This is a genomic window from Nocardia sp. CC213A, from assembly GCF_030766805.1.
Taxonomy (GTDB): Bacteria; Actinomycetota; Actinomycetes; order Mycobacteriales; family Mycobacteriaceae; genus Nocardia; species Nocardia otitidiscaviarum.
On sequence record NZ_JASFXA010000024.1, the window covers coordinates 72,240 to 84,865 of the forward strand.

Below are 12,626 nucleotides of genomic sequence, written 5' to 3' on the forward strand. Positions count from 1 at the left end.
CGAACTCAGCTCACTCACGGTGGTCCTCCCGTCGGATGCGCACCAGGTGGCCGGGTGTCGTGCCGAGCTGCACGAGCACATCGGACCCGGGCGAGTTCATGGGCAGCCACACCACGCGATCCGGCATATCGGTGATCACCAGCGGGAGGGTGATGTGGCCGTGGTCGGTGCCTGCGGTGACCGGATCGCCGGTGGTGGCACCGATCTCGGCGGCGGTGTGCGGGGACAGGCGCACCACGGGGGTGCGGGCGGTCCCGGCCAGATTGGGTTCGCCGTCCTGGAGACGACCCCGGTCGACGAGCATGCGCCAGCCCGCCAGGACGGCGGTGCCGGAGGAGGGCTGCGGTATCGGATGCGGCCGGTGCACGGGGGCCGCGGCGGCCGGTCCGGACCAGATGCCGAGATCGGCGAGTTCGGCGCGGGCGTGGGCGGCATCGGGTACGCCGAGATCGATACCCAGTTCCGCCGCAATGGCATTCAGCACCCGGTGCTCGGGCAGCGGGGCCGCCTCGCGGCGCACGGTGGCGTCGCGCAGTGCGGCCTCGAACGGCCGGTGGCGGCCCTCCCAGGTGAGGAAGGTACCGGCCTTCTCCATGGCGGAGGCCACGGGGAACACCACGTCGGCGCGGCCGGTGATATCGCTGTGCCGCAGTTCCAGACTGATCACGAAGCGGGCGGAGTCGATGGCGGCCAGCGCGGCGTGCGGATCGGGCAGGTCGCCGACCTCCACTCCGCCGACCACCAGCGCACCGAGTGTCGGTGCGGCGGCGAGGATTCCGGCGGTGTCGCGGCCGGGGACGGCCGGGAGGTCGTCGATGTTCCAGGCGTCGCGCACCTCGTGTCGGGCCTGCGGATCGGCGACCGGTCGGCCGCCGGGCAGCAGTACCGGCAGGGCTCCGGCCTCGATCGCGCCGCGCTCGCCCGCGCGGCGTGGCACCCAGGCCAGGGCCGCCCCGGTCTCCTCGGCCAGCCGGGTGGCGGCGGAGAGTCCACCGGACGCTCCGGCCAGTCGCTCACCCACCATGATCACCGCGCCCGGCTGCCGCAGCAGGTCCGTGATGCGCTGTGCGACAGCGGGATCGACGAGTCCGGCGGTGTCGCCGCCGCGCAGCGCCTCCAGGATGTGTGGTTCGGCGCCGGGGGCCGCCGGCACCAGGGTGCCGGACATCTTCTCCAGCCCCGGGGTCAGGAAGGGAGCGAGGCCGAACACCGCCGTGCCGTTCTTGCGGGCAGCCTTGCGCAGCCGCAGGTACACGATCGGCGATTCCTCTTCCGGCTCGAATCCGACCAGCAGCACCGCCGGAGCCTGCTCCAGCGCACCGTAGTCGACGCTGATGCCCTGTCCGGCGACGCGGGCCGCCAGGAAGTCGGCTTCCTCGGCGGAGTGGTCGCGGGAGCGGAAGTCGATGTCATTGGTGCCCAGCACGACGCGCGCGAACTTCGAGTACGCGTAGGCGTCCTCGAGGGTGACGCGTCCGCCCACCAGCACCGCCGCATTGCCGTGCGCCCCGGCCATGCCGGCGGCCGCGGCGGCCAGCGCCTCCGACCAGGAGGCGGGGGCGAGCCGACCGTCCCAGCCGCGCACCATCGGGGTGGTGAGCCGGTCCCGTTCGGTGGCGTACTGGAAGGCGAAACGGCCCTTGTCGCAGTTCCATTCCTCGTTCACCTGCGGATCGTCACCGGCCAGGCGACGCATGACCTTGCCGCGCCGATGGTCGGTGCGCTGGGCGCAGCCGGAGGCGCAGTGCTCGCACACCGCCGGGCTCGAGACCAGGTCGAAGGGTCGCGCACGGAACCGGTAGGTGCTGCCGGTGAGCGCGCCCACCGGGCAGATCTGCACGGTGTTACCGGAGAAGTAGGAGTCGAAGCTCTCGCCCTGGGCGATGCCGACCTGCTCCAGCGCACCGCGCTCCATGAGTTCGATGAACGGGTCACCGGCCACCTGCTGGGCGAAGCGGGTGCAGCGGGCGCAGAGCACACACCGCTCCCGGTCCAGCAGAATGGCCGAGGACAGCGGAATCGGCTTGGGGTAGGTGCGCTTCTCGCCTTCGAAGCGGGACTCCGCGCGGCCGTTGGACATGGCCTGGTTCTGCAACGGGCATTCGCCGCCCTTGTCGCAGACCGGGCAGTCCAGCGGGTGGTTGATGAGCAGCAGCTCCATCACGCCCTCCTGTGCCTTGGCGGCCACCGGCGAGGAGAGCTGCGTGTGCACCACCATGCCGTCGGCGACCGCCATGGTGCAGGAGGCGACGGGTTTGCGCTGTCCCTCCACCTCGACGATGCACTGGCGGCACGCGCCCACCGGCTCGAGCAGCGGGTGGTCGCAGAAGCGCGGGATCTGAATGCCGATCAGCTCGGCCGCCCGGATCACCAGGGTGCCCGCGGGCACGCTGACGGTGGTGCCGTCGATGGTGACGCTCACCAGATCGGCGGGTGCGGTGTCGCTGTCGTTGCTGCTGACTGTCGCGGTCATCGCGCTCCTTCAGCCGTATCCGCCCAGACGGTGGTCCGGGACGGGTCGAAAGGACATGCGCCGTACCGGATGTGGTCGGCGTATTCGTCGCGGAAGTACTGCAGCGAGGAGACGATGGGGCTGGCGGCGCCGTCGCCGAGGGCGCAGAAGGATTTGCCGTTGATGTTGTCGGCGATATCGGCCAGCTTGTCCAGATCGGTGCTGTGCCCCTGCCCGCTTTCCAGGCGTTGCAGCAGCTGCACCAGCCAATACGTGCCCTCGCGGCACGGTGTGCACTTTCCGCAGGATTCGTGGGCGTAGAACTCGGTCCAGCGCAGCACCGCCCGCACCACGCAGGTGGTGTCGTCGAAGATCTGCAGCGCCTTGGTGCCGAGCATGGAGCCCGCGGCGGCGACACCCTCGTAATCCAGTGCGACGTCGAGGTGTTCGGCGGTGAACAGGGGAGTGGAGGAACCGCCGGGTGTCCAGAATTTCAGCGTGTGGCCCGCACGGACGCCGCCCGCGTAGGACAGCAACTCCCGCAGGGTGATTCCCAGGGGCGCTTCATACTGCCCCGGTCGCGTCACGTGACCGGAGAGCGAGTAGATGGTGGTGCCCGGCGATTTCTCGGTGCCGAAGGACCGGAACCACTCGACGCCACGGGCGAGGATACCGGGCACCGACGCGATGGACTCCACGTTGTTGACCACCGTCGGGCAGGCGTAGAGCCCGGCCACCGCGGGGAACGGCGGGCGTAGACGCGGCTGCCCGCGCCGACCCTCCAGGGAGTCCAGCAGCGCGGTCTCCTCACCACAGATGTACGCGCCCGCTCCGGCGTGCACGACGATCTCCAGGTCGTAACCCGAGCCGAGAATATTGCGGCCGACATAGCCCGCCGCGTACGCCTCCGCCACGGCGGTCTGCAGGCGCCGCAGTACCGGCAGTACCTCACCGCGCAGATAGATGAAGGCGTGCGAGGCGCGAATCGCGTAGGCGGCGATGATGACGCCTTCGACCAGCAGGTGCGGGCTGGCCATCATGAGCGGAATGTCCTTGCAGGTGCCCGGTTCCGACTCGTCGGCGTTGACGACCAGGTAGTGCGGCTTCTCGATGCCGTCCGGGCCGGGGCCCTGCGGGATGAAGCCCCACTTCATGCCGGTGGGGAAGCCCGCGCCGCCGCGGCCGCGCAGCCCCGCGTCCTTGACGGTGGCGATGACCTCGTCCGGGTGCATCTTCAGCGCCTTGGGCAGGGCCCGGTAGCCCTCCTGGCGGCGATAGGACTTCAGGGTCCACGACTCGGGCTCGGCCCAGTGCCGGGTGAGCACCGGCGTCAATGTCGTCACTGAGCGCCTCCGTCGGTCGGATTTTCTTGCACCGCATGCACACCCGCGAGGGTTGCCGGTCCGGGCGCGCCGTCGTTCGCGCCGGGGCGCTGATCCGGATAGCCGGCGAGGATGCGGGCGGTTTCGCGGAAGGTGCACAGCGGTGCGCCGCTGCGGGTGCCGGTGACCTGCTCGCCACGCCGCAGCGCGTCGACCAGCGCCCGTGCCGATTCCGGCGTCTGGTTGTCGAAGAACTCCCAGTTCACCATCATGACGGGCGCGTAGTCGCAGGCCGCGTTGCACTCGATGTGCTCGAGCGTGACCGCGCCGTCGGCGGTGGTCTCGCCGTGCCGGATTCCCAGATGCTCCTTCAGCGTCGCGAGGATCTCGTCGCCGCCCATGACCGCGCACAGCGTATTGGTGCACACGCCCACGTGGTAGTCGCCGGTGGGTGTGCGCCGGTACATCGAGTAGAAGGTGGCGACCGCGGTCACCTCGGCATCGGTCAAACCCAGCTGCCCGGCGCAGAATTCGATGCCGGTGCCGGAGACGTAGCCCTCCACCGACTGCACCAGGTGCAGCAGCGGCAGCAGCGCGGAGCGCGGATGCGGGTAGCGCGCGATGATCTCGCGAGCCTCCACCTCCAGGCGGTCGTGCACCTGTTGCGGGTAGGGAATCGGCCTGGTGGTCAGGTTCAGCAAGATCTCGGTCATCGGTCCACCCCTCCCATCACCGGGTCGATACTCGCCACCGAGGCGATGACGTCGGCGACCATGCCGCCCTCGCACATCGCCGCCACCGCTTGCAGATTCGTGAAGGAGGGATCGCGGTAGTGCACCCGGTACGGGCGGGTGCCGCCATCGCTGACCATGTGCACGCCGAGTTCGCCGCGCGGGGATTCCACCGCCGTGTAGACCTGTCCGGCCGGCACCCGGATACCCTCGGTCACGATCTTGAAGTGGTGGATCAGCGCCTCCATGGAGGTGCCCATGATCTTGCCGATGTGCTGCGGCGAGTTGCCGAGTCCGTCCGGACCCAGCGCCAGATCCGCGGGCCAGGCCACCTTCTTGTCGCTCACCATCACCGGGCCGGGCCGCAGCTTGTCCAGGCACTGCTCGACGATCTTGAGCGATTCCTTCATCTCGTTGACGCGAATCAGGTAGCGCCCGTAGCAGTCACAGCCGGTATCGGTCATGACATCGAATTCGTAGTCCTCGTAGCCGCAGTACGGCTGGGACTTGCGCAGATCGTGCGGCAGGCCGGTCGAGCGCAGCACCGGACCGGTGATGCCCAGCGCCATGCAGCCGGTGAGATCCAGATACCCGACATTGCGGGTGCGGGCCTTCCAGATCGGGTTCTCGTTGAGCAGCAGTTCCAGATCCCGCAGGCGTTTCGGCATGATGGCCAGCAGTTCGCGCACCTTGGTGACGCCGTCTTCCGGCAGATCCTGCGCCAGGCCGCCGGGGCGGATGTAGGCGTGGTTCATCCGCAGACCGGTGATCGTCTCGAACACATCGAGGATGAGTTCGCGCTCTCGGAAGCCGAAAAGCATCGGGGTGAGCGCTCCCAACTCCATGCCACCGGTCGCGAGGGCCACCAGATGCGAGGAGATGCGGTTGAGCTCCATGAGCATGACCCGCACGACGCTGGCGCGCTCGGGAATGTCGTCGGTGATGTCGAGCAGCTTCTCCAGCGCCAGGCAGTACGCGGTCTCGTTGAAGAACGGCGACAGGTAGTCCATGCGGGTGACGAAGGTGACGCCCTGCACCCACGGCCGGTACTCGAGATTCTTCTCGATGCCGGTGTGCAGGTAGCCGATTCCGCACCGGGCCTCGGTGACGGTCTCGCCCTCGATCTCCAGAATGAGTCGCAGCACCCCGTGTGTGGAGGGGTGCTGGGGACCCATGTTCACCACGATGCGCTCCTCGGCGACACCGTCGAGCGCGGCGGAGATCTCGTCCCAGTCGTTGCCGACCACCGTCACGGCGCGTTCCGGCTTCGGATCGTGCGGTGAGACGGGTGTTTCCGGCGCACCTGAACCTGTGCGCCGGGTGTCGATGTCGTTCATCAGGAGTAAGCCCTCCGCTCGTCGGGCGGCGGGATGCGCGCGCCCTTGTACTCGACCGGGATTCCGCCGAGCGGGTAGTCCTTGCGCTGCGGGTGCCCGCGCCAGTCGTCGGGCATGGAGATGCGGGTCAGCGAGGGATGACCGTCGAACAGGATGCCGAAGAAGTCGTAGGTCTCCCGCTCGTGCCAGTCCGTGGTGGGGTAGACGGCATAGAGCGAGGGGATGTGCGGGTCGGCGTCGGGAGCCGAAACCTCCACCCGCAGACGGCGATTGTGGGTGATGGAGTTGAGCTGGTAGACCGCGTGCAGCTCCCGATCCTGGTCGTCGGGATAGTGCACGCCGCTCACGCCCAGGCACAGCTCGAACCGCAGCGCCGGATCGTCGCGCAGGGTGCGGGCGACCGCGACCAGGTGTTCGCGGCGTACGTGCAGGGTGAGTTCGCCGCGGAAGACCACGATCTTCTCCACGGCTGCCTCGAACTCCGCGCCGAGCGCCGCGCGCAGGGTGGCGACGAGTCCGTCGAAGTAGCCGCCGTAGGGCGGTTCGGTGCCGCCGGGCAGCGTGACGGTGCGCACCAGGCGGCCGTAGCCGGAGGTGTCGCCGGTGCCGGAGACCCCGAACATGCCGCGCCGCACGCCGATGATCTCATCGGGTGCGGGTCCGGATTCCGCTGTGCCGTTGTCGTTCTCGGTACCGTTGTCGTTCTCGGTTTCGTCCTGGATCGGACCCGCCATGCTCGGTGGTTCGATCGGTTCGTTCGATTCGCCGTGCTTGCGTTCGTCCACGGCCGCCTCCGGGGGACTCTCGGTCCTACTGGGTGAATCGAAGGTCATCGCAGTAGACCCCTCATCTGAATGGTCGGGGTGGAGGCCAGGGCGGCGGCCTCGGCGGCCTTGATCGCTTCCTCGCGATTGACGCCGAGGGGAGCCTCCTGAATCTTCTCGTGCAGCTTCAGGATCGCGTTCAACAGCATCTCCGGCCGCGGGGGGCAGCCGGGCAGGTAGATGTCGACCGGAACCACGTGGTCGACGCCCTGCACGATGGCGTAGTTGTTGAACATGCCGCCGGACGAGGCGCACACGCCCATGGCCAGCACCCATTTCGGTTCGGTCATCTGGTCGTAGACCTGGCGCAGGACGGGTGCCATCTTCTGGCTGACCCGCCCCGCGACGATCATGAGATCGGCCTGGCGCGGCGAGGCGCGGAACGCCTCCATGCCGAAGCGGGCGATGTCGAATCGCCCGCCGCCGGTGGCCATCATCTCGATCGCGCAGCACGCCAGGCCGAAGGTGGCGGGCCACAGTGAGCCCTTGCGCAGGTAGCCCGCCATATCCTCGACCGTGCTCAGCAGAAACCCGCTGGGCAGCTTTTCCTCGAGACCCATATCGGATTCTTCTCCAGACTTCTCGCGCCGGACCCGCATGCGGGCGCACCGGCGCTGATCGGAATTCCCGGTAGCCGTCGTTCGATTCAGCCCTGTCGCACGCGAATCAGTCCCAACTGAGTCCGCCGCGCCGCCACTCGTAGGCGTAGGCCACCGAGACGTTGAAGATGAACAGCGCCATCGCCGCCAGGCCGAACAGGCCGAGCGAGTCGAAGTGCACCGCCCACGGGTACAGGAACACGATCTCGATGTCGAAGATGATGAACAGCATCGCGGTGAGGTAGTACTTCACCGGAAAGCGTTGTCCAGCAGCGTTCCCCGGGCCGCCGGCGACGGCGTGCGGCGTCGGTTCGATACCGCACTCGTAGGGTTCGAGCTTGGCCCGGTTGTAGCGCTTGGGGCCGATGAGGGCCGCGAGAGCTAGCGAGAACAGTGCGAACGCCGCGGCGACCGCACCGAGAACAAGAGTCGGCACCTCGATATTCACAACCGCACTACCCCTCCTCCTACCTGGCGGCGACCGCGGGCCTTCGTGGTTACGCAGGCTGCCGCCTACGGGTTGACCCGGTCGCCGCGCGCGAGCTGGACGCATTCGGACGGCATGCTGCCGAGGCGGGCTGACATCGTCGTCATGCCGGGCCAGTCTCGCCCCTCAGGCACTCGTCGAGGATGCGGGCGGTCGGGATCTGGCACGGCGGATTAATACCGAATCGGACTGATACCTCGGCTCGCATCCCTGTGAGCTACGGCACAGCCTACAACTCGGACGTCGGGATGCAGCAATTTTCGGCGCGGCGTTTGATCGAATTCGGAACGCCCATTCATGACCAATCGGACGCAATGGGCGAACGTCACGTGACGGGGTGGGTTACGCCGCCGTCCGGTTGCGCAGTACCCCGACAACGGCGTCGGTGAGTCGGATCGGATCGATCGGATGCGAGACCGCCGCGTCCGCGCGCGACCAGTTCGCCAGCCAGACATCGTCCGGGCGACCGGTGATCACAACCAGTGGTGGACAGTCGGCGATCTCATCCTTGAGCTGTTTCGCCAATCCGAGTCCACCGGCGGGCTGCGCCTCACCGTCCAGGATGGCGATGTCGACCTCACCGGCGTCCAGGCGCTCGATCACCACCGGAGCGGTCGCCACCTCGAGGTAGTCGAACTGCTCCAGTTCGGGACGCGGCTTTCGACCCAGGGCCAGCATGATCTGGCTCCGGGTGTCGGCGTCGTTGCTGTACACGAGCACCCGCAGCGCGGCGGGACGTTTCGCTTCGGCCACGTTCGGCATGGTACGTGCCGGGGGTGGCTCCGCGCGGCAGCTTCGCGCTTTCGGTCCGCGCGTCGCCGCAGAATCTTCGCAACACGGACACCTTGAGTCCCGCCCGGTTCGTTCAACATCCGCATTAACGGTCGAATCGCAATCGTTGCTGGTCACGGGCGGTGAATCGCGAGATCCTGGAGGCATCGACGTCGAATTCACTGGGTGGTGGACAGTATGCGAATTTCCGAGATCCTGCGCAGGAAAGGTTCCGATGTAGTCACGATCGCACCCGATGCCACGGTGCACGCACTGCTGGAAATCCTCGCTACCAACAATGTTGGCGCGGTGGTGGTTTCGCCGGATGCGTCCTATATGGTCGGCATCGTCTCCGAGCGCGACGTGGTACGTGCCCTGCACCGACACGGCGCCGTCGTCCTCGGGCAGCCGGTCTCGGAAATCATGACCGACGTCGTGCACACCTGCTCTCCGGAGGACCGCGTCGAAACCCTCAATGCCCGGATGACCGAGCACCGCATCCGCCACCTACCCGTGGTGCGCGACGGCCGCATGATCGGCATCGTCAGCATCGGCGACGTGGTGAAGAGCCAGATCGCCGAACTGGAGACCGAGCGCGAACACCTGGTGCAGTACCTGCACGGATGAGACAGCGCGCGCATGTATGCACTCAATGCCATTGCGTGGTCGTGATATCCCCAATAGATCTGCGGATGCAAGGAACGCCCCGGATTTCTCCGGGGGCGTTTCCGTATTCGATTGTGCAATTGCAGTGAATGTGAGCGAAACCTGCCGATCTCGGGCTGGCACTGGCCGAGATCGGCGTCGCCGATCGTGTGCGGAGTTGTTCAGCGGGGTCGCCACAGGGTCTCCGGTGCCACTAACGCGGCGAGTTCAAGGACCGCGGCACCAGCGGGTGTGCCGTCCGCTGAGGTGAGGTTGGGCGCGGGGCAATGCCCGATCGAGGTCAGTCCTCGGGGTTCGAGCGGGCGTACAGGGTCATCGGGCGCGAGGTTCAGTGCGGTGCGGGCTGTGGCGCGCATGGTCTCGGACTTCGATGCCCCCGTGGAGAGTTCGTGCATGAATGGGCCAGCGAATCTCTGGAACGCGGATTTGGGTAGCATCGTCCATTCAGCCAGTGCGGGGATCGAGCGTTGGAACAGATCCAGTTTGCTCGCCGGTGACAGCGAGGGGTCGGCATATTCGAACAGCGCGGCCATTCTCGCAGACTGTTCGGCCTGCTCCTTCAGGCTCGAGTCCAGCTTGTCTCTGTTGTCGAACGCTTCCATGCCGCCGAAAAATTTGTCCCTGCTCGCGTACTGAGTACGTCCGCTGGCCGTTATGGCCCGCTCGAAGTCGGCGTACCAGCGGTCTTTCACATGCTCGTCAAAAACCGCGGAACGTAGCCATTCGGCCTGAAACTCCGCGTACCGGCCGCCCGGGCGGGTCTGGTCCCAGAACTCATCGGCGTCCTTCCTCAGCAGTTCCGCCACGGCGTCCTCCAACCCCTCGACGCTGTGCGCGGCGGTGCCAGCGTTCCCACCCGCCGGCAAGGGCGCCACCGGTTGCCCACGGGCGGCACGACCGCGAGCGGTACTCAGGGCGCTGCGTATGACCAGGTCCATCCGGAATCCGTGGGTCACCGCGAACCACCCACGGACAGCTTCGTAGTGGGCCTCGCGCTCTCGTTCCGCGGCCTTCTCGGGCGACCGGTGCGTGCGGGTATGAAGATAGGCCTGATGCAGGTCGTAGCGGAATTCACGCCCGATCTCGGCAGCCGCCCGAGGGTCAGCGTAGAGCCGGCGCTGCGCTCTAGTGGTGTAGTCGGCGCGCGCGGCGACGAATCCGGCGTTGCCGCGTCCGAGGATATGTTCGGGTGTCGAGCGTTGGGCGGCTACGGCCCAGTGGCCGCTTTCGCGTCGTACCGACCACATCCCGTCGGCGTCGGCGCCAGTGATGGAGCGAGCCGCACCGCGTAGACCATTGCTGACCCGCCGAAGAGGGTTGACGGCGGCAACATCGGCCAGCCGGGGTAGCTTGTCAAGGATCTCGTCGCGACCATCAGCGAGAGCACGGGCAATCCGACTACCCAACATCTCTAGACGACCTGCCCCACGGCCGACCTGAACAATCCATGCTCGCCCGGACGGTTCTGCATCCGCCACTTGTACACGATCTCCACCACGAACGGGCGCCGATACCGGCACTGTGCCCAGGGTCACCTGAGCGGCGCAGGTCGGCGTGTACCGTAGCGTGCACTCGATGCCATTGCGCATTCGGGATATCCGCAATGGACTTGCGGGCGCAAACAACGCCCCCGGATTTCTCCGGGGGCGTTTCCGTATTCGATTATGCGATTGCAGACGGACGTTACAGGCGGTTGACCCGCCTCAACGATTCCTGCCCGTCGTCATCGGCATTCATGGCTTCATTCCAGTTGTCGTGCGCCTGCCCATTGGGCCCAGGATCCAACACCAATTCTCGCACCGTGTCCTCCTTCTACGGACGCTCGAGTACGCATCGCCCGTCACGTGACACGAATGCCTCGATGAACGCGCCGCCCCGCGATCAGTGATGCGATAGTTCAAAGGTTCCATCGAAACGTGTCTGCGAAACCTGCGAATCTCGAGTTGGCGATATTGCGTCATGCGGCGGTGGCCGAGAGCGGTCGCCGGTCCCCGGCTCCCGCGACACCGGACAGCGACAGCGCGCGCAGCAGGCAGAGCCAACCGGCGGCGGCGAGCACCATGCGCGGATAGTTCAGAGTCGTCCACAGGTCGACGAACGATTCGACCCGGTCGGCGTCCCAGTCGTCGCCGCCGTTCTGGAACACCAGCATCTGGGTGGCGAAGTAGGCGTAGGTCGAGATCGACGACAGCGTCATTATCGCGGCCCCCGCCAGCCACCAGTTCCGCAGCGGGATCGCAGCGCGGCGCGCGACGAACAGGCAGATCAGTGACAGCAGCGCCACCACCGGGGAGACGAACGGCCAGAAGGCGCGCCCCGCCTTGTGGAATCCGGAGATTTGCATGGTGGCGAGCACCTGTTCGGGCGGAGCCTCCGCCCACAGCGGTATCACCGCGAGCTTCTCGTACAGCCCGCCGCCGAACTGGATGCTCACGAAGATCACCAGCAGCCACAGCCAGATGGTGCGTTTGAACGTCATGATCGTACTTCCCTTCACCCGGTACTCTCGGTATCAGAGTCTCTCTGCAATAGAGAGATTAGGAAGGAGCAGCACGCTATGGGATCCGGGAACACCCGGAGTTCGGCCCTGAACTCGCTACAGGCCGAGTTCCGGATCCAGGCCGTCCGCACGGTCACCTTCCACACCGCGGTCGCCGCCCGCCTCGGCATCACCGCTGCCGACCTGAGCTGCCTGAACGTACTCAGCCTCGAAGGCCCGCGCACCCCCGGCGAATTGGCCGCCCGCATCGGCATCACCCGCGGCGGCGCGGTGACCGCCATGCTCGACCGCCTGGAGACCGCGGGCTATGTCCACCGTCGCCGCGACACCACCGACCGCCGCCGCGTCCTGGTGGAACTGGACGCCGCCCGCGCGGCCGAGCTGGTCTCACCGCTGTTCCAGGGCATGGGCGCGGCGGTCGGGGCTCGGCTGGCCGAGTACGGCGACGCCGAACTGCGTCTGCTGCGCGACATGCTGGCCGACGTGAACGAGGCAGCGGCGGAAGCGATCGCGGAGCTGCGCGACGGGCGGTGAGTGACCAGCGGGAGTTGCGATCCGGCTGTGGGAGACACTGCGTGTCCTGGTGCTGGCCACCATCGACGGCACAGCACCCCCACACGACGCGGTCACCGACCCGAGCGCATTCCTTGCCGGGTACGATGACGCGGTGCGCCTCGTCGTCGCCGATCGGTTGCGGCGCGAACCCCCGCGACCGTGGTCGACGCGCTCGCCCGCATCGCACGCCGAGCCGTCGACTATCTGACCGGTATCGAACGTGCCGCGCTGAAGGTCTGCCCGGACCATGATTGCCGGGGCGTGTTCATCGACGGCGCAGGTCGCCGCCGCTGGTACCCGTCCCCGGCATGCGCGAGCCGGGGACGGGTCCGGGCGATGCGTGCCCGCCGCGCCGCCGATCAGGTCTGATGAATGACCGCGC

The 12,626-nt window shown here is 67.4% G+C and carries 13 protein-coding genes; 3 read left to right on the top strand and 10 right to left on the bottom strand.

Going from position 1 to position 12,626, the window contains the following annotated elements; all coding sequences use genetic code 11:
* Positions 1-10: 10 nt before the first annotated feature.
* From QJS31_RS32330 to QJS31_RS32365, 8 genes are all read right to left on the bottom strand, one after another.
* Entirely contained in the window at positions 11-2,473 is a 2,463-nt protein-coding gene (locus tag QJS31_RS32330) for an NADH-quinone oxidoreductase subunit G (protein ID WP_306358511.1), read from the bottom strand.
* On the bottom strand, positions 2,470-3,795 hold the full coding sequence (gene nuoF, locus QJS31_RS32335) for an NADH-quinone oxidoreductase subunit NuoF (RefSeq protein WP_282784874.1): 1,326 nt from the start codon (positions 3,793-3,795) through the stop codon (positions 2,470-2,472). Before nuoF ends, QJS31_RS32330 begins: the two co-directional genes overlap by 4 nt.
* The gene (gene nuoE, locus QJS31_RS32340) at positions 3,792-4,487 is read right to left on the bottom strand and encodes an NADH-quinone oxidoreductase subunit NuoE (protein WP_282784876.1); all 696 of its coding nucleotides are present in this window, start codon (positions 4,485-4,487) and stop codon (positions 3,792-3,794) included. The genes nuoF and nuoE overlap by 4 nt, the downstream gene beginning before the upstream one ends.
* Entirely contained in the window at positions 4,484-5,842 is a 1,359-nt protein-coding gene (gene nuoD / locus QJS31_RS32345) for an NADH dehydrogenase (quinone) subunit D (RefSeq protein WP_282784878.1), read from the bottom strand. Before nuoD ends, nuoE begins: the two co-directional genes overlap by 4 nt.
* Entirely contained in the window at positions 5,842-6,675 is an 834-nt protein-coding gene (locus tag QJS31_RS32350; protein WP_372341744.1) for an NADH-quinone oxidoreductase subunit C, read from the bottom strand. The genes nuoD and QJS31_RS32350 overlap by 1 nt, the downstream gene beginning before the upstream one ends.
* Positions 6,672-7,226 carry an NADH-quinone oxidoreductase subunit B family protein gene (locus QJS31_RS32355; RefSeq protein ID WP_029927522.1) on the bottom strand — a complete coding sequence of 185 codons (555 nt, stop codon included), beginning with the start codon at positions 7,224-7,226 and terminating at the stop codon, positions 6,672-6,674. Before QJS31_RS32355 ends, QJS31_RS32350 begins: the two co-directional genes overlap by 4 nt.
* A 106-nt stretch (positions 7,227-7,332) precedes the next feature.
* A complete protein-coding gene (locus QJS31_RS32360; protein WP_306358512.1) occupies positions 7,333-7,713 on the bottom strand; it encodes an NADH-quinone oxidoreductase subunit A in 381 nt (126 codons plus the stop codon).
* 381 nt (positions 7,714-8,094) lie between these two features.
* Positions 8,095-8,514, bottom strand: a complete 420-nt coding sequence (locus QJS31_RS32365; protein ID WP_282784882.1) for a hypothetical protein — start codon at positions 8,512-8,514, stop codon at positions 8,095-8,097.
* A 207-nt stretch (positions 8,515-8,721) separates the two neighbouring features.
* On the opposite strand from QJS31_RS32365, the gene QJS31_RS32370 reads away from it, so the two are divergent.
* Positions 8,722-9,150, top strand: a complete 429-nt coding sequence (locus QJS31_RS32370) for a CBS domain-containing protein (RefSeq protein WP_282784884.1) — start codon at positions 8,722-8,724, stop codon at positions 9,148-9,150.
* 200 nt (positions 9,151-9,350) lie between these two features.
* On the opposite strand, the gene QJS31_RS32375 is transcribed toward QJS31_RS32370, so the two are convergent.
* Together QJS31_RS32375 and QJS31_RS32380 are read right to left on the bottom strand one after the other, a co-directional pair.
* Positions 9,351-10,667 carry a hypothetical protein gene (locus tag QJS31_RS32375; RefSeq protein ID WP_306358513.1) on the bottom strand — a complete coding sequence of 439 codons (1,317 nt, stop codon included), beginning with the start codon at positions 10,665-10,667 and terminating at the stop codon, positions 9,351-9,353.
* A gap of 479 nt (positions 10,668-11,146) precedes the next feature.
* Complete coding sequence (locus QJS31_RS32380; protein WP_282783717.1) at positions 11,147-11,668, bottom strand: DUF1772 domain-containing protein; 522 nt, start codon at positions 11,666-11,668, stop codon at positions 11,147-11,149.
* Between the two features lie 78 nt (positions 11,669-11,746).
* On the opposite strand from QJS31_RS32380, the gene QJS31_RS32385 reads away from it, so the two are divergent.
* The gene (locus QJS31_RS32385) at positions 11,747-12,223 is read left to right on the top strand and encodes a MarR family winged helix-turn-helix transcriptional regulator (RefSeq protein ID WP_282783715.1); all 477 of its coding nucleotides are present in this window, start codon (positions 11,747-11,749) and stop codon (positions 12,221-12,223) included.
* A gap of 180 nt (positions 12,224-12,403) precedes the next feature.
* Entirely contained in the window at positions 12,404-12,613 is a 210-nt protein-coding gene (locus QJS31_RS32390; protein ID WP_282783713.1) for a CGNR zinc finger domain-containing protein, read from the top strand.
* Positions 12,614-12,626: the final 13 nt, after the last annotated feature.